Genomic DNA, 18,142 nt, shown 5'->3' on the forward strand with positions numbered 1-18,142 from the left:
GCGCGACGTGGAGTGACCGCTTAGTAAGGTGTGCGGGTGCGGCAGGACGAGGGTGATGGCTTGCGGCGCCCGCGTCGGGCGGGCATCCGGCAGGTCGCGGCCGCTGCGGGGGTGTCCGCTTCCACGGTCAGCAACGTGCTGAACAACCCCGACCTGGTGGCCACGAGTACCCGGCGCCGGGTCGAGGACGCCATGTCGCAGGTGGGTTACGTCCGCAACGGGGCCGCCCGCCAGTTGCGCGGCGCGCCGAGCGCGATCGCCGGCTGCCTGCTGCTGGACACCTCGAACCCGTTCTTCGCCGAGGTCTCCCGCGGCATCGAGGACCGGCTCACCGAGGCGGGGTGCATGCTCATCGTCGGCAGCACCGACGTGCGTTTCGCCCAGGAGAACAACTACCTGCGCATGATGGAGGAACTGGGGGTCCGCGGCATCCTGGTCAACCCCTCCAGCTCCCGGCTGGACCGGCTGGTGCAGCTCGGCAGGCGCGGCACGCCGGTGGTGCTGGTCGACCACCCGCGGGACGGCGCGGAGTTGTGCGCGGTCGCCGTGGACGACGTGCACGGCGGTGGCCTGGTGGCCGATCACCTGCTCGCGCTGGGGCACCGGCGGATCGCCTTCCTCGGCTGCTCGACGGAGGTGCGGTCGGTGCGGGACCGCCGCGACGGGATGCGCCGTGCGGTTCTGGCGGCCGGGTTGGACCCCTCCGCCGTCCTGGTGGAACTCCGGGTGCCCGAGCCGGGCACGGTGGAGGCGGGCGACTCGATGGTCGACCAGGTGCTGGCGCTGTCACCGCGGCCGACCGCGATCGCGTGCTTCAACGACGTCGTCGCGCTGGGGGTGTTGCGCGGCCTGCGCCGGCGCGGTGTCGGGGTGCCGGACGGGATTTCGGTGGTGGGGTACGACGACGTCCACTTCGCGGAGCAGCTCCACCCCGCCCTGACGACCGTCCGCCGGCCCAAGTACCAGCTCGGCCGGACCGCCGCCGAGTTGCTCCTGGCCGAGGGTCGTCCCGATCACCGGCACGAGGAGGTCCGGTTCACCCCGGCACTCGTCGTGCGCGCCTCCACCGCCCCGCCCACGGCCGGCTGACCGTTCGGCTCCCGTCCCTGGTGCGGTTGTCGAAGCGTTGTTGCCGGTCCGCTCTTGCCGGAGGTATCGTCCGGGCACCGGTCGACCACCTCTCCGTGTTCGCAGGCCATCGTAAATTGCAACGTCACAATCACGCCCGGCGGCGCCACGGTGCCGAGGGTGGGAGGAGGGTGCGCTCTCGCATTCCAGCAGGGGCGACGTCGGTGGAGGCAGTCCGCGATGGCCTTGGTTGCAACGTCACAACCGTCGTTGCCACGATGACCGGTGAAGGCTCCGGCGATCCGTCGGGGGAACGCCGAGTTCCACCGGACACCGACGTGCGCCTCGATCGGACTGCTCGCGGGCACCGTCCCGCGCCCCGTCCTGCCCGTGATCGTCGGACGCCCGCGTGGCCGCCGGAGTTCTCGACGGCGCGTCCGAGGGCTGACACCCACCACAAGGGGGAACAGTGGCATCGCTGAACACCACCTGCTCGAAGACGCCTTGGCACGACCTCGCCCTGTCGGTCCACGACCGCGTTGAGGCGTTGTTGGCGGCCATGACGCTGGAGGAGAAGGTCGCCCAGCTCGGTTCGGCGTCCGGGGCGGGCGAGGTCGACCGCTCGACGGGCAGCGGGGTCGGGCACCTGGTCGGTGTGTTCGGCAGGGCGCCGGTCACCCTCGTGGAGGGCATGCGGCGGTTGCGCGACCTCCAGGAGCGGGTGGTGGCGGACAGCCGGTTCGGCATCCCGGCCGTCGTGCACGAGGAGTGCCTGAGCGGGGTCGCGACGTTGGGCGCGACGGTCTACCCGACGCCGTTGGCGTGGGCGGCGACGTTCGACGTGGGGTTGGTGCGGGAGGTGGCCTCGGCGATCGGCCGTGATCTGCGGTCGGTGGGTGTGCACCAGGGTCTGGCGCCGGTGCTGGACGTGGTGCGCGATCACCGGTGGGGTCGGGTGGAGGAGGCGTTGGGGGAGGACCCCTACCTGGTGGGGCAGCTCGGCGCGGCCTACGTGCGCGGGTTGGAGGAAGCGGGCGTCATCGCCACCCCCAGGCACTTCGCCGGCTGCTCCGCCTCCCGCGCCCGCGGCCCGGTCGGGATCGGGCCGCGGGAACTGGCCGATGTGGTCCTGGCGCCGTTCGAGGTCGCGTTGCGCGAGGGTGGGGCCCGGTCGGTGATGAGTTCACGCGCCGATGTCGACGGCGTGCCCGTCGCGGCGAACGCCGATCTGCTGCGGGAGTTGCTGCGCGCGCGGTGGGGGTTCACCGGCACGGTCGTCGCCGACCACTGGGCGATCCCGTTCCTGGCCCGCCTGCACCGGGTGGCCGCCGACGAGGGGCAGGCGGGGGTGATGGCGCTGCGCGCGGGCATCGACGTCGAACTGCCCGAGACCCGCGGCTACGGCGAGCGCCTGGTCGAGCACGTGCGCGCCGGCGCGGCCGAGGAAGCCCTGGTGGACGAGTCGGTGCGCCGGGTGCTGCGGCAGAAGGTGGAGTTGGGCCTGCTCGACGGCGGGCCGCTCGTGCCGGTGAACGTGGACGAGGTGGACCTGGACAGCGCCGACAACCGGTGGCTGGCCCGCACGCTCGCGGAGCGCTCGATCGTGCTGCTGGCCAACGACCGCGGCACGCTCCCGCTGGACCTGCCCCGCCTGAGCCGGATCGCCGTCCTCGGTCCCTGCGCTGACGACCCGCTCGCGCTGATGGGGTGTCACGCCTTCCCCAACCACCTGCGGGAGCGGTTCACCGAGCGCGGTGCGGGCCTCCCCGTCGCGACGATCAGGCAGCAGGTCCAGGCCGAGTTCCCCGAGTCGATCATCCAACACGCGCCGGGCGTCGAGGTCTCCGGTGCCGACGACGCCTCGCGCGTCAACACCGCCGTCAACACCGCCGTCAACGCCGCCGGCCTGGCCGACGTCGCCCTGCTGTTCGTCGGTGACGGCACGTCCGGTGACGGCTGTGACGTGCCCGACCTGCGCCTGCCCGGTGCGCAGGGTCGCCTGGTCGAGGCCGTGCTGGCCACCGGTACGCCGACCGTGCTGGTCGTGGTCTCGGGACGTCCTTACGCGCTGGGTGATTACGTGGATCGAGCCGCCGGGGTGGTGCAGGCGTTCTTCCCCGGTGTGGAAGGGGCCTCTGCCGTGGCCGGGGTGATCAGCGGTCGGCTCAACCCCTCGGGGCGGTTGCCGGTGCAGGTCCCCCGCCTGCCGTCGGACTGTGGTTCGACCTACCTCAGGCGGCCGTCCGGCGCGCGGTCGGACGGTGTCGCGGCGCCGGACCCCGGTCCGCTGTACCCCTTCGGGCACGGACTGTCCTACACGACCGTGCGCTACGAGTCGCTGGCCACCACCAGCGATGAAGCACCGACCGGCGGGTCGGTGGGGGCCTGGGTCGTCGTGCGCAACACGGGGCGTCGCGCGGTGGACGAGGTCGTGCAGCTCTACGCCTCCGATCCGGTGGCCCAGGTGGTGCGGCCGCCGGTCCGCCTCGTCGGTTTCGCCCGCGTCCGGCTGGAGCCCGGGCAGGCGCGACTGGTGGTCTTCGACGTGCCCGCCTGCGCGTTCTCCTTCACGGGGGTCGACGGTCGCCGCGTCGTCGAACCCGGCCGGGTCACGCTGTCCACCGGCCCGTCCGCCGGGGACCTGCCGCTGAGCACCGAGGTCTGGTTGACCGGGCGACCGGCCCACCCCGGTCATGACCGACGGCTGACCACCACCCACGTCGTCCGCGACCTCTGACGACCGGGAGCACCACCGGTGTGGGTCCTCCCCCCGGTCCGCCGTCAGGCCCGGTTGCGGGTGGTGTCCACGGCTTCGCGGATGACCAGGCAGGCGGCACTCCTGGCCCAGAGGTCGTCGTCGACCGGTTCGCAGGTGAGGTGGCAGTCCTGGGCGGCGGTGGAGAAGGCGTGTCGGTGGAAGGCGCTGAGGCAGGGCTGCCCGAACACGTCGTAGGCGTGGGTGCCCTCGCCGGTGAGGATGATCCGGTCGAGGTTGAGCAGGTTGCACAGGATCGCCAGGCCGCGCCCGAGGGCTCGGCCCATGGTGGTGTAGGCGGCCAGGGCCGCCGGGTCGCCGGAGCGGGCCAGGTCGGCCACCTCCCTGGTGGTGGTGCAGCGCGGGCCGCCTGAAGCGGCGGTGGCGGCGATGATCGCGTGATCGGCCGCGCTGGCTTCCAGGCACCCGGTGTTGCCACAGGTGCAGGTCGGGCCGTCGGGGTCGAGGGGCAGGTGGCCGAGTTCGCCGGCGAGCCCGGTGGCGCCGGTGTGGAGTTCGCCGCCGAGCAGCAGTCCGCAGCCGATGCCGGCGCCCACGGTGACCACGGCGGAGGAGCCTTCGCCGCGGCCCGCGCCGAACCAGCGTTGGGCGACGGTCAGGGCGTGGACGTCGTTGTCGACCACGGTGGGCAGGCCGGTCGCGGTGCCGAGCAGGGTGCCGACGTTGACGTCGTCCCAGCCCAGGACGCCGGAGTGCGCGCAGCGGCCGGTGCTGCCGTCGACCCGGCCGCCCAGCCCGACACCGACGCCGAGCAGGCCCTCGGGCACGGTGGAGCGCAGTTGGCCGACGACGCCGACAGCGGCGGCCAGGACGGTGTGCGGCTCGTGGCCGTCGGGCAGCGGGTGGTGGACCCGGGTCAGGACGGTGGCCCGCAGGTCGGTGAGCACCCCGGTGACGTGGGTGGGCGAGAGCTGGAGGCCGATGGCGTGGTACCGCCCGCCGACCACCTGGAGCATGCGTTGCGGGCGTCCCGCACCGGCGGTCCTCACGCCGACCTCCACGACGTAGCCGAGGTCCACCAAGGGGTTGACCGCCTTGGTGACCGTCGACTGCGAGAGGACCAGTCGGCGGGCCACCTCGATGCGGGAGAGCGGGCCGTGGACGAGGACTTCGGCGAAGACCTTGGCGCGGGTGCCGTCCGCGGCGCCGGTCCACGCGGCGTCCTCCAGCGTGGCCACCGGCTTGATCGTCGGTGCGGAAGGCGGGTCGTCGGCCGGCACCGCTCCATGCTAGCCACGTCGCGCTTCCTTCTGGGAGCGCTCCCAGAGTGGTCGTCTCGGGCAATGGGTTCTGCATCGATTCACATCTTGTCGGGAAAGTTGTCCGAACGTCTTATCGGACCTGGTTCGAATGGCCTATTGATCGCTCGCGTGAACAGTCGCGCGCCATGCCTTCGTCCGGCGGATTTTGCAAGATACTTTCCGGCGTCAACTTTCCGTGCCGATGCGCCTGGCGAGCCGTTTCTCGGTGGTGGGTCTAGCCAGAGATCGCTCTGACCAGTATCGTTGCCACCGCTCGACCGTTCACGTTCTTGAAACAAGGCGTCACGACGCGTGCGGAGCCGTCCATGGTCACCAATCCGATCGAAACATTCGGAGCGGTGAAGCAGGTCGGAGAGGAAGTTGTGGTCCACTCCGGCAAAGGGTGCTCTATCGACACGACCGACTGGCGCATCGCGCAACTTTCTGGGAGCGCTCCCAGGGATTGACGTCCGCTGGCACGTTCCCCCGCATCTCGAGGAGTACGAGACATGCCCAGAGCAGTGAATGCGAGGCCTTCCGGGGCGATGCCCCCATGTCCGTGACCGTCACAGCCCGGCCCCGACCAACGACGCGAAGGGATCACTGACGTGCGACCTGCATTCGTGGCCGCGCTGCTGCTGGCGGCCCTGGCGCCCCCGCTCCCGGCTGCGGCGGCCGACACGTGGCTGGAGGCCGAATCCGGTGTCCTGAACGGCACCGTGGTCGAGTCGAGCCTTGCAGGTTACTCCGGTGCGGGGTACGTGGCCGGGTTCGACCAGGCCGCGGACTCGGTCACCATCACCATCCCGGACAGCCCCGGCGGCCTGCACGACCTGACCATCCGCTACGCCGCGCCGTACGGCGCGAAGACCGCGTCGCTGTCGCTCAACGGCTCCGGCCTGGGTGACGTCGCCTTCCCCGCGGGTCCGGCGTTCGCCGAGATCCCGGCGGGCAAGGCGTTGCTGGCCCGGGGGGACAACACGCTCACCATCACCAACAACTGGGGCTGGTACCTGATCGACGCGATCAAGGTGACCCCCAGCGCGCCGCGACCGCCCCACCGGGTCGCCGGCACGCTCAACGACCCGGCCGCGACCGCCGAGGCCAAGGGCCTGATGCGGTACCTGACCGACAACTACGGCAAGAACATCCTGTCCGGCCAGCAGGACCAGGCGAGCATCGACTGGGTCGAGCAGAACGTCGGCAAGGCGCCCGCGGTGGGCGGCTACGACCTGATGGACTACTCGCCCAGTCGCGTCGAGCGCGGCACCACGGGCCGGGACGTGGACCACGCCCTCGCCCATGACGCCCGTGGCGGCATCGTCACCATGGTGTGGCACTGGAACGCGCCGTCCGGCCTGATCGACCAGCCGGGCAAGGAGTGGTGGCGCGGCTTCTACACCGACGCCACGACGTTCGACCTCGCCGCCGCGCTGGCCGACCCGAACTCGACCGACTACCGGCTGCTGATCCGGGACATGGACGCGATCGCCGTGCAGCTCGAGCGCCTGGCGGACGCGAAGGTGCCGGTGCTGTTCCGGCCGCTGCACGAGGCCGAGGGCGGCTGGTTCTGGTGGGGCGCCAAGGGGCCCGGCCCGGCCAAGCAGCTGTGGCGGATCCTGCACGACCGGCTGGTGGACCACCACGGCCTGCACAACCTGATCTGGGTGTGGAACTCCGTCTCACCCGACTGGTACCCCGGCGACGACGTCGTCGACGTGGTCAGCGCGGACGTCTACCTGCCGCAGGGCGACCACAGCGCGGCCGACGGGACCTACGACCGGTTGGTGCGGCTGGGCGGCGACGAGAAGCTGGTCGCGCTGGGCGAGGTCGGTTCCATCCCCGACCCCGACCTGGTGCGCGCCTACGAGGCCCGCTGGTCCTGGTTCGTCACGTGGTCGGGCGGGTTCATCCAGGACGGCGTGACCAACCCGCGCGACTTCCTGCAGCGCGTCTACCACCACGCCGACGTCATCACGCTGGACGAGCTGCCCGAGTTCAAGGACCCCGGGACCGGGAACCCGCCCGCGGACGGTTGCACCGCGACGCTCCGCGTGGTCAACCAGTGGGGCAGCGGCTACCAGGCCGAGGTCACCGTGCAGAACCAGGGGACCACGGCGATCACCGGCTGGCGGGTCGAGTGGGCGCTCACCGCGGGCCAGGGCGTCCAGCACGCCTGGAACACCGACCTGTCCACCTCCGGCTCGCTCGTGACGGCGGGGAACGCGTCCTGGAACGGGACGATCAGGCCGGGGGCAACCACCTCGTTCGGCTTCATCGGCAGCGGCACGCCGTCGGCGGTCACGCCGACCTGCACGACCGCCTGACCACTCCGCGATAGCGGCGGAAACACCCACAGACCTGGACACCGATGTCCAGCCCGTGACTGGGAGCGCTCCCAGGGTGCGGGTGGCTCGCAAGGAGAAGATGCATGAATCTGCGCACGTTCGTACGGTCCCGGAGATTGACCGGGGCGTTGGCGGTGACCTCGGTGGCGGCGTTGTCCGTGGCCGGGGTGGTGGCTTCGACGGCCACCGCCAGCGCGGCCGCCGGTTGTCGGGTGTCGTACCAGATCGGCAACCAGTGGCAGGGCGGGTTCGGGGCCAATGTCACGGTCACCAACCTGGGTGATGCCATTTCCGGCGGTTGGACGCTGGAGTGGGATTTCGCGGCCGGTCAGTCGGTCCAGCACGGGTGGAACGGCGAGTTCTCGCAGTCCGGTACCCGGGTGACGGTCCGCAACCCCTCGTGGAGCCCCAACCTGGGCACCGGCGCGTCGGTGACGCCCGGGTTCAACGGCACGTGGAACGGCTCGAACCCGGTGCCCACGACGTTCCGGCTCAACGGGACGGTGTGCACCGGCAACGTCGACACCACGACGACGACCACCACGACCACGACCACGACCACGACCACGGACAACAACCCGGGTGGGGGCGGTCCGCGGGTGGACAACCCGTACGTGGGCGCCGGGGTGTACGTCAACCCGCTGTGGGCGGCCAACGCCCGCAAGGAGCCGGGTGGCGAGCGCATCGCCAACCAGCCGACCGGTGTGTGGCTGGACCGGATCAGCGCGATCGAGGGCAACGGTTCGCCCACGACCGGCTCGATGGGTCTGCGCGCCCACCTGGACGAGGCCGAGAAGCAGCGCGCGGCGCGTGCGGACGGTCAGCTGGTGTTCCAGTTCGTCGTCTACAACCTGCCCGGCCGCGACTGCGCCGCGCTGGCCTCCAACGGCGAGCTGAAGGCCGACGAGATCGGCCGCTACAAGACCGAGTACATCGACAGGATCGCGAGCATCGTCAGCGACCCGAAGTACGCCAAGCTGCGCATCGTCTCGGTGATCGAGATCGACTCGCTGCCGAACCTGGTCACCAACGTCTCGCCGCGCGTCACGGCGACGCCGCAGTGCGACGCGATGAAGGCCAACGGCAACTACATCGAGGGCGTCTCCTACGCCCTGGGCAAGCTCGGCGCGATCGGCAACGTCTACAACTACATCGACGCCGCGCACCACGGCTGGATCGGGTGGGGCGACGCGAACCCGCAGTACGACAACTTCTTCGCCGCGGCGAAGCTGTTCGCGTCGGTGCTGGGCCGCAACGGCGCCACCAAGGACAAGGTCCACGGCTTCATCACCAACACGGCGAACTACTCGCCGCTGGAGGAGCCGTTCTGGACGGTCGACGACGTGGTCGGCGGCCGTCCGGTGAAGGAGGCCTCGAAGTGGGTGGACTGGAACGACTTCAACGGTGAGATCGGCTTCGCCACGGCGTTCCGCGCCGAGCTGGTCAAGCAGGGCTTCGACAGCGGCATCGGCATGCTGATCGACACCTCGCGCAACGGCTGGGGCGGCCCCAACCGGCCCACCGCCAAGTCGACCTCGGGCGACCCGACCACCTACGTCGACGAGTCCCGGATCGACCGCCGGTTCCAGAAGGGCAACTGGTGCAACCAGTCCGGCGCCGGTCTGGGCGAGCGGCCGAAGGCCGCGCCCAAGCCCAACATCGACGCCTACGTCTGGATCAAGCCCCCGGGCGAGTCCGACGGCTCCAGCACCTACATCCCCAACGACGAGGGCAAGGGCTTCGACCGCATGTGCGACCCGACCTACGGCGGCAACGCGCGCAACGGGTTCAACATGTCCGGTGCGCTGCCCAACGCCCCCCTGTCGGGCCACTGGTTCTCGGCCCAGTTCCAGGAGCTGATGCGCAACGCCTACCCGGCGCTGTGACCACCGGCTGACCGGAACCACCACAACTGAATGATCTCCACACGCCCGTAGGCGACGTCCCTTGTGGACGCCGCCCACGAGGCATTCCGTCGCCGTTGTCGAGAGCTTCGAGTTCAGGCGAGGTCGAGCACGGCGTACCCGTGCCCGTCGAGGTGCACGACGTCGCCGTCGACCCGGTGCCCACGTGCCTCGACGGTGCGTGCCGCGACGGCGCCGGGCACGGTGATCCACACGGCCGCGCGGCCGGGGTTGAGCACGACGGCGAGGCTGCCGCCGCGCACGTACGCGAACGGGTAGCCGGTGGCGAGCACCTCCACGTCGGCGGCCGCGTCCAGCCGCGGGTCGTCGGTGCGCAGGTGCGCGAGGCGGCGCACCAGGTGCAGCAGCGAGCCCTCGTCGTCGAGCTGCGCGGCCACGGTGGGCCGGTCGGGGTCCGGGTCCCGGGGCAGGTACCGCGACTCCGCGACGTCCGGCCCGAACCGGCCCGAGGGCAGGTCGCCCCACTGCATCGGGGTGCGCGAGCCCGCCCGGTCGTAGGTCGGGCCGAGGCACGAACCCTCGAACGTCGGGGTGTCGGGCAGGAACCGCATGCCGATCTCGTCGCCGTAGTAGATCGACGGCATCGACGGCCAGGTGAGCGTGAGGACGAGCGCGACGCGGGCCTGTTCGGCGTCGCGCGCGCCGGCGACGAGGCGCGTGAAGTCGTGGTTCGACGTCGGCAGACCGGTGAGGCCGCCGCGCCCGGCGGCGGCGATGGCGCCGGTGGCCTCCTGCCAGGCCTTGACGAACGTGCCCGCGTCGCCCTTCGCCTCGGCGTCGGCCCAGCTGGGCACCTCGCCCCAGGACGCCTGCACCGTGCCGGCGCCGTTGTTCCACAGCGAGCGCAGCGGCAGGCCGTCGTCGTCACCACCGAACTGGAGGAAGAAGTCCGCGTGGAACCCGGAGGGCACGGACACGCGGGGGTCGCCCCACTCGCTGATCAGCACCCTGCCGGGGTGGGTGGCGTCGAGCCAGTCGCGGATGTCGCGCCACAGCCTGCCCGTCTCCACGAGGCCGGGGTCGTCCTTCACGAGTGACGCCGCCATGTCGACGCGGAACCCGGCGACGCCGAGGTCGAACCAGTGGGACATGATCTCCCGCAGCGCGGCGCGGTTGGCCCGCGGCCCGTCGGCGTCGACCGGGCTGCGCCAGGGTTCGCCGGGGTGCGTGCGCGCGTAACCGAAGTTGAGCGCGGGCTGCACGGGGAAGAAGTTCGGCAGGTAGAAGCCGCCGCGCCGACCCGACCCGGGCACGAAGCCCTCGACGGGGACGTCGCTCCACACGTACCGGTCGTCGTCCGGGTCGTCGGCGGACGCCTGGAACCAGGGGTGCTGGTCGGAGGTGTGCCCGGCGACGAGGTCGAGCAGCACGGCGATGCCGCGCCGCCCGGCCTGCTCGGTGAGTTCCGCCAGGTCGTCGTTGGTGCCGTACCGCGGCGCGATCGCCAGGAAGTCCGCGACGTCGTAGCCGGCGTCCGCGAACGGCGACACGAAGCACGGGTCGAGCCACACGGCGCCGACGCCCAGCCACTCCAGGTAGTCGAGCCGGGCCGTGATCCCGGCGAGGTCGCCGATCCCGTCGGCACCGGCACGGCCGGAGTCCGCGAAGCTCTGCGGGTACAACTGGTACAGCACGATGCGCCCCAGGCGCGGGGCGAGGTCGGTGGCGGCGTGCGGTGACGTCGTCAACGTGGAGCTCCTTCGGAAGGGTTGACGGGTTGCGCCGGGCCGCGTTCGGCCTGGCGTTGTCGGTGATCGGTGGAACGCCTCGGCCGCCCGCGCCGACCTCGACGCGGGCCGGGCCCCCGGGGGATCAGATGGTGCCGGTGATCGTCGCCTTGACGGCCATCGCGGCGCCGGACCGGGCCCACTCGCTGTGGTCGAACGGCAGCACGTCCAGGTCCACCAACGCGGGATCGTCGTCGAAGGTGTCCTCGATGCCGTCGTGCACCAGTTGCTTCGACACCTCGTACAGCGGCAGGCCCTCGCCGGTGAGCAGCACCTTCTGCGGGTCGACGGCGTTGGCGACGGTGCCGATGAGCACGCCGAGCGCGTAGCCGGCCTCGTCGAACACCTGCCTGGCCTCGGGGTCGCCCGCGCGGACCCGGTCGAGGGCCTCGTCGTAGGTCGGGTGGCCGGCCAGTCGCCGCAGTATCACGTGCGTCAGCAGGTAGCTGGAGACGCAGCCGCGCCGGCCGCAGCCGCACAGCGGACCGGCCGCGTCGACCAGGGTGTGGCTGAAGCAGGGCGGCCGGCCGTGCGCGCCCTCGACGAGGCCGCCGTTGACGATCAGGCCGGTGCCGACGCCCGCGCCGACGGTGATCACCGCCATGGACTCCAGCCCGGCGCCGGGGCCGAACCAGTGCTCGGCGGCGGTGAGCGCCTGCACGTCGTTGCCGACCGCGGTGGGGACACCGGTGGCCCGGGTGACCGCCGCCTTGAGCGGCACGTCGGTCCAGCCGAGGTGCTCGTCGCGCAGGACCACACCGTCGAGAACGATCCCGCCCAGCGTCACCCCCACGCCGGTCACGAGGGGGAAGCGGGTCGCCACGTCGGCGATCTGGTCGACCACGTCGTCGGGGTCGCGGGAGCGCAGCGGCTCCCGGGTGGTGGCGACGGCGGTCGTGGTCAGGTCGGTCATCGTGGCGTGGAGCCGGTCGGCGGTCAGCTTCACGCCGAGGAAGTGGTGGGCCTCGCCCCGCACGTGGAGCATCTCGGAGGGCCGGCCGGCCGTGGGGTGCGGCCGGACGTCGCCCTGGACCAGAAGCCCTTCGAGCATCAAAGACCTGGTCACGCGGGTGAGGGTCGGCCTGGACAGGTGCAGCCGGTCGGCGATCTCGGCCCGCGACAGCGGCCCGTGGAACAGCACGTCCAGCAGGACGTCCCGGGCGACGGAGGACAGGTCCGGCCACGAGGGTGTGGTGCGGGTGCCGGCTTCCGAGGTCACCGGCCGACGATACCGGGGTTCGGTTGGCGCGGTGCCCGCCGTCGCGTGGGGTGTTGCCATGGGTCGCTCCTCCCGGCACTGCCGAGCCTCGGTGCCTGAGTGCGCCGGGAACCCCCCCCGGGGAGCAGGGGCTCCCGGCGCGTGGACGGGTCAATCCGCGCAGGTCAGCACGGCGTCGGCCCAGTCGGCGTGGTCGGAGTTGTTGCCGTCGCCCGCGTCGCCGGTGACCAGGCTGAGCCACTGCACGCCGGTGAGGTCGGCGGTCAGCGGTCGGCCCGGGTCGTCACCGGTGAGGGTGCCGGTCTCGGCGAGGGGCACGCCGTCGCCCGCGATGGTGAACCGTACGGTGCCGTAACTGCCCACCTCGTCGTCGACGCCCACGACCGCGGTCAGGCGGGAGCAGTTGCCGCCGAGGAAGACCTGCACCTCGCCGCCGGCGTGCGTGCCCAGGCCCTTGGCGTGGACGACGCCGTCGAGGGTGATCGGCCTACCGTCACCCGAACCGTTCTCGCCGTTGGAGGTGTCGCGCTCGACGGGTCCCCAGCCGTTGGTCGCGGTGAACGGGATGTCGCTGACGTAGGCCGTGCCCGTGGGCGGCGGGACGGGGATCAGCGTCGTGCCCGCCCCGGCGGCGGTGGTCGTCCGCCCGCGTCGTGCGGCTTCGGCCGTCGCGGTGAACACCCCGATCCGCGGTTCGCCGTCGGCGGGCGCGGTGACCTGCCACGACGCGGTCACGGTGCGGCCCGCGGCCACGTCGCCCAACGACACCTCCAGTGGTCCGGCCGCCGTCCAGCCGGTCGACGTGCCCAGGCGCAGCCGCACGTCGCGGGCGTCGACCTCGGGGGTGTAGCCCGCTTCCACGGTGACGGTCGTGCCCGGACCGGTCGAGGGGGGCGCGGTGACGGTCACCTCCGCCGTGCCGACCGGCTGGGCGTAGGTGCGGCGGTCGTAGGACGGTGCGCGCACCTGGTGCGTCGGTACGCCGCCCTCGACGGTGCCGGTGGCGCGCAGGCTCACCTTGCCCAAGCCGCCGGTGCTGTCCGCGGCCCAGGAGGCGATGGCGATGGTGTTGCGCCCGCGGGGGTCCAGGATCCCCGCCGGGACCGGGAAGGCGGTCTGCGGGCCGACGTGGTTGACGTACTGCCCGACGTTCCAGCCGTTGACGAAGAGCTGGGCGCGGTAGTGCCGGTTCGGGTCGTCCTCGATCACGAGGCTGACCGGGGTGTCCTGGTCGGCGGGCAGGTCGAGGTCCGCGGTGGTGCGGTACCAGGTGACGCCGGGTTCCTGCGTGGTGGGCAGGGTGGTCCGGCCCCAGTCCCGGTCCGGGAAACCGGGCAGCGACCACCCGGCGTTCTCGCCGTGCAGGCCGCCGTTGTTGTAGGCGCCCCGCACGGGGTCCAGCCCGGTCTCGCCGCCCGTGTTGCCGTGCAGCCGCCACGTGATCGGCGCGGTCGAGCCGCGCAGCCGGGCGCTGGTCAGGCCGCGGGGCTCCTTGTGGGCGTTGTTGCCGTAGGTCTGGTTGTGACCCATGTTGCGCACCAGCACCGCGACGACGTTGTCCGCTCCGGGCTCGAGCAGGTCGCGGGGCAGGTCGAAGAACCCGGCGGTGCCACCGCGGTCCACGCTGCCCAGGAACCGGCCGTTGACCCACACCGACCACACACCCGCGTTGCCGGTGACGGCGCCGAGGTTGATGCCGGTCTCACCGCCGTCGGCGGTGAAGTGGCCGCGGTACCAGACGTCGCCGTGGTGGTAGCCGTACTCGTCGGCGTGCAGCACCGGTTGGCCCACTCCCGGCGGGCTCGGGTTGTGGGTGGTCGTCTTGTTCGCGATCGTCCAGTGCGAGTCGTCGAAGTCCACCGCGGACGAGGGGTCGGGTCCCGAGCGCCGCCAGTCGGTCAGCTCGGGCAGGGACGGCTCCGCCGGACCGCGCAGGGCGAAGGTCAGCGCGCCCGCGCCATCCCGCACCGGGGTGGTCGGGCGGCCGTTCCAGGTCACCCGGCGGGTGCCGGTCGGCGCCCAGACCCGCACCGACGTCGTCTCGGCGGTGTCGCCGGTCAGCGCCAGCACCCCGCGCCCGGTGCTCGCGGTGCGCAGCAGCGCCGGGCCGAGGACGAGCACCCGACCCGCGTCGGTGGGCTGCGTCCACAGCCGGTCGAACCGCTCGTCGTCACCGAGCAGCACCAGCAGGTCGGGCCGCCCGCCACCGCTGACCAGCACCTCGACCAGACCGTCGTGGGCGTAGTCCAGGCGCAGCCGCTCGCGTTGCGGGTCCCAGGTCGACCGGGCCTGGCCGGACAGGACGGTCACCTCCGGTTCGGACGAGTACTCCAGCACGGTGCGGCCCTCGGTGCCCTCGCGGCCGTGCAGGACGGCGATGTCGCGGTTCCCGGAGCGCAGGTGGGTCATGATCTCGGACGTGGAGTAGGCCAGGCGTTGCCGTTCGAGGTCGTAGTCGGCCACCAGGAGCTTGGAGTCGCGCCCGAGCAGGGTCAGCGGCACCGCCGGGTCGTCGCCGATCGGCACGGTGAACGACGTGTGCGCCGTCGACGTGACATCGGTGTGCCGGACGACGAAGAAGCCGGTGCCCGTGTCGGGGTTGCGCCGCCGGGTGACGGTCACGGCGGCGTCGGAGGCGGGCACGTCCGGCGAGGGATCGGTCTTGGTGATCGGCGTGACGGCCTGGAGGAAGTAGCCGAGCTCCTTCTGCACGGCGTACTTGTCGGTGAGCTGCCGGTCCTCGCTGATCGCCGCCGCGTAGTCGTAGGACGTGTAGACCTGGCCGGGCGAGGGCAGCCAGCCCCACGACGTGCCGCCGTAGGTCATGTAGAAGTTCTGCGCGCTCACGCCGGAGGCGATGTTGTGCTCGTAGAACACCCGCTGGAACGCCGGACCGGTCAGCTCGCGGCACTTGTCCCAACCGTTGCCGCCCCACGGGTCGAACGAGCCGCCCTGGAACTCCGCGGTGAACATCGGCCCGTTGCGCGAGTGCTCGCGCGTCGGCGCCAGGTCGGGCAGCGGCGACCAGGTCTGCGGGGAGGCGCAGTCGAAGCCCTGCGGGTAGAGGTCGAACGAGTACAGGTCCGGCGCGCCCGGCGTGCCCGGCACCCAGACCGGCCCGGTGCCCGCCGTGTTGTGGAACGTCGGCACGGTGATGCCGTCCGCCCGGACCCGCTGTTGCAGGTGGGTCATGTAGGCCACGCCGCCGGGGGACTGGTCGCCGAACTCGTTCTCGGTCTGGTAGAGGATCACCGTGCCGCCGCCGTCGGTCAGCTGGTGCCGGGCGATGATCGGGTTGATGCGGTCCAGCCACTCGTCCACGGCCGCGATGTAGTCCGGGTCGTCGCTGCGGTCCCGCGCCGGTGAGTTGATCAGCCAGTTCGGCAGGCCGCCGGAATCGGTCTCGGCGTTGATGTAGGGCCCCGGTCGGGCCAGGACGTAGATGCCGACCTCCTCGGCGATGTCCAGCAACCGGTCCACGTCGCGCACGCCGGTGAAGTCGTACTCACCGCGCTTCGGGGAGTGGAAGCCCCAGTGGAAGTACACCGACGTGGCGTTGAAGCCCGCCGCCTTCATCTTCTGCAACACGTCGCGCCACAGGTCCGGGCTGGGCAACCGCCAGTAGTGGAACTCGCCCGACCACAGGTACAACCGCTTGCCGTCGACCATGAACGAGTGCCGGTCATAGGTGACGGTGTGGGACGCGTGCGACGGTCGGGGGTCGGGCGGGTCGGCGTGCGCGGGAACGGCCGGGCACACCGCGGCCAGCACCGCCACGGCCGCGAGGGTGCCGATCCGGGCCGTGGTCGTTCTGCCTGCGATCACGATGAGGTCTCCAGGGTGGGATGTCGGGTGCGAGACGTGTGGGAGCGATGCCAAGAGCAGTCGCTCACAGTGAGGAGTTCGGTGAGCCGAACAACTGTGGTCGAGCTGGTTCGAAAGGGCGCCTTCACGTCGACCGGTTCACCGGGTGGTCGTCTCCGGCTCGGCGAGGAGGGGGTGGGCCCGTTGGTCGCGAGTGGCGTGCCCGATGGGGTTCGGCCCCTGACTTGCAGTTGAAGTCACTGGTCAGAGACTTGCAACGGTAAGCGTTGACTTCTCGGTGATGGCGGACGTACCGTGTGGGAGGTCAAGTTCCACCTAGAAACTAATACGGTTCGCGGTCGGGCGCCACCCCGTTGTGCGACCGGGTCGTGACGGCTCGGGGTCGGGCGGTGGAGCTCCTGGACCGGGGCCCGTTAATGACGTTCTGTTACCAGTTCTTCTGGGAGCGCTCCCAGATCATGGGAGCGTCGACCCCCTGCGCGGGGCTTCGCCGAGAGCTGGGCAGACGGACCGGACAACGCGTCATCGACTCAACGAGGTGTCGGAAGACCATGAGAACAAGGATCGCCGCGGCCGCCGCCGCGCTTCTCGTCGTCGCGGGTTTCGGGACGACCGCTCTGTCGCAGGCGCAGGGGGCGGCCGCGGAGGCGGTGGGCCTGCACGTCAGCGGGACCAAGGTCGTGGAGGCCGACGGGCAGCCGTTCGTGATGCGGGGTGTCAACCACCCGCACGTCTGGTTCACCGGCGAGACCGACTCGTTCGCCGACATCAAGGCCCTGGGCGCGAACACCGTGCGGGTGGTGCTGGGCACCGGCAAGCGGTGGGGCCCGTCCGACGACGTGCCGGCCGTGATCGACCTGTGCAAGCGGAACAGGATGATCTGCGTGCTGGAGGTGCACGACACCACCGGCTACGGCGAGGAGGCCGCCGCGGCGTCGCTGGACGAAGCGGCGAACTACTGGATCAGCCAGAAGAGCGCCCTGGTGGGCCAGGAGGACTACGTCGTCATCAACATCGGCAACGAGCCGATCGGCAACGTCAACGCCGCCCAGTGGACCGACGCGACCGCGAACGCGGTGAAGAAGCTGCGGGCCAACGGCTTCGAGCACCTGCTGATGGTCGACGCGCCGAACTGGGGCCAGGACTGGCAGAACGTCATGCGGGACAACGCCCAGACCGTGTGGGACGCCGACGTCCGCCGCAACACCGTGTTCTCCGTCCACATGTACAGCGTCTACAACACCGCGTCGAGCATCACCTCCTACTTCGACGCCTTCCAGAGCAAGGGCCTGCCGCTGGTCGTCGGCGAGTTCGGCTGGCAGTTCACCAGCGGCGAGGTCGACCACGAGACGATCCTGAGCGAGGCGCAGAAGCGGGGCATCGGCTACCTGGCCTGGTCGTGGAGCGGCAACTCCGACCCGATCCTGGACATGGTCCTCGCCTTCGACCCCGCCCGGCTCACCACGTGGGGCCGGCGGGTCTTCAACGGCGCCAACGGCATCAAGGCCACCGCCGAGGAAGCCGCGATCTTCGGTGGCGGCCAGACCACGACCACGACCACCACCACGACCACCACGACCACGACCACCACGCCCGGTGGCGGGCTCGCCTGCACCGCCGCGTACGCGGTCACCAACCAGTGGCCGGGCGGTTTCCAGGGCGAGGTCCGGGTCACGGCGGGCAGCTCGCCGATCAAGGGCTGGACCGTCACCTGGACCTTCGCCGACGGCCAGGCCGTCACCCACGCCTGGAACGCCACCGTCACCAGCAGCGGCTCGACCGTGACGGCCCGCAACGCCGGCTACAACGGCGCCCTCGGCGCGGGCGGCAGCACCTCGTTCGGGTTCACGGCCTCGTCGCGCGGTGCCAACAGCACCCCGACGGCCTCCTGCACCGCGAGCTGACCCGGCGGTCACACCCGTGGGGGGGGGGGGGGGGGCCCGCCCACCCCCGCCCCCCGCGTCGGGGGTGGGGGGGCGGCGCCCGGCGGCCGGGGGGGGGGGGGGGGCGCGG

The 18,142-nt window shown here is 71.7% G+C and carries 9 protein-coding genes; 5 read left to right on the forward strand and 4 right to left on the reverse strand.

Annotated features, from left to right (window positions below; genetic code table 11):
- The first annotated feature begins 60 nt into the window (after nt 1-60).
- Both ACFV4N_RS11310 and ACFV4N_RS11315 read left to right on the forward strand, forming a co-directional pair.
- Entirely contained in the window at nt 61-1,089 is a 1,029-nt protein-coding gene (locus ACFV4N_RS11310) for a LacI family DNA-binding transcriptional regulator (RefSeq protein WP_499672375.1), read from the forward strand.
- Between the two features lie 448 nt (nt 1,090-1,537).
- Entirely contained in the window at nt 1,538-3,805 is a 2,268-nt protein-coding gene (locus tag ACFV4N_RS11315) for a glycoside hydrolase family 3 N-terminal domain-containing protein (protein ID WP_499672376.1), read from the forward strand.
- 44 nt (nt 3,806-3,849) lie between these two features.
- On the opposite strand, the gene ACFV4N_RS11320 is transcribed toward ACFV4N_RS11315, so the two are convergent.
- Nucleotides 3,850-5,064, reverse strand: a complete 1,215-nt coding sequence (locus ACFV4N_RS11320) for an ROK family protein (RefSeq protein WP_499672377.1) — start codon at nt 5,062-5,064, stop codon at nt 3,850-3,852.
- Nucleotides 5,065-5,693: 629 nt separating this feature from the next.
- Here ACFV4N_RS11320 and ACFV4N_RS11325 point away from each other — a divergent pair.
- A complete protein-coding gene (locus ACFV4N_RS11325; protein ID WP_499672378.1) occupies nt 5,694-7,412 on the forward strand; it encodes a glycosyl hydrolase in 1,719 nt (572 codons plus the stop codon).
- A 137-nt stretch (nt 7,413-7,549) separates the two neighbouring features.
- Nucleotides 7,550-9,319, forward strand: a complete 1,770-nt coding sequence (locus ACFV4N_RS11330; protein WP_499672379.1) for a glycoside hydrolase family 6 protein — start codon at nt 7,550-7,552, stop codon at nt 9,317-9,319.
- Between the two features lie 113 nt (nt 9,320-9,432).
- Here the strand turns inward: ACFV4N_RS11330 and ACFV4N_RS11335 are convergent, their stop codons facing one another.
- The 3 genes from ACFV4N_RS11335 to ACFV4N_RS11345 form a co-directional block, all read right to left on the reverse strand.
- On the reverse strand, nt 9,433-11,046 hold the full coding sequence (locus ACFV4N_RS11335; protein ID WP_499672380.1) for an alpha-amylase family glycosyl hydrolase: 1,614 nt from the start codon (nt 11,044-11,046) through the stop codon (nt 9,433-9,435).
- Between the two features lie 124 nt (nt 11,047-11,170).
- Entirely contained in the window at nt 11,171-12,304 is a 1,134-nt protein-coding gene (locus ACFV4N_RS11340; RefSeq protein WP_499672381.1) for an ROK family protein, read from the reverse strand.
- Between the two features lie 150 nt (nt 12,305-12,454).
- Entirely contained in the window at nt 12,455-16,129 is a 3,675-nt protein-coding gene (locus ACFV4N_RS11345; RefSeq protein WP_499672382.1) for a beta-galactosidase, read from the reverse strand.
- A 551-nt stretch (nt 16,130-16,680) separates the two neighbouring features.
- On the opposite strand from ACFV4N_RS11345, the gene ACFV4N_RS11350 reads away from it, so the two are divergent.
- Nucleotides 16,681-18,033: a cellulase family glycosylhydrolase gene (locus tag ACFV4N_RS11350; RefSeq protein ID WP_499672383.1), complete on the forward strand. Its 1,353-nt coding sequence runs from the start codon at nt 16,681-16,683 to the stop codon at nt 18,031-18,033.
- The last annotated feature ends 109 nt before the right edge of the window (nt 18,034-18,142 follow it).

The organism is Actinosynnema sp. NPDC059797 (assembly GCF_042732085.1).
Classification (GTDB): domain Bacteria; phylum Actinomycetota; class Actinomycetes; order Mycobacteriales; family Pseudonocardiaceae; genus Actinosynnema.

Bases quoted from the DNA above. Each gene is read 5' to 3' on its own strand.
- ACFV4N_RS11350 (WP_499672383.1), top strand. From the start codon at position 16,681: ATGAGAACAAGGATCGCCGCGGCCGCCGCCGCGCTTCTCGTCGTCGCG.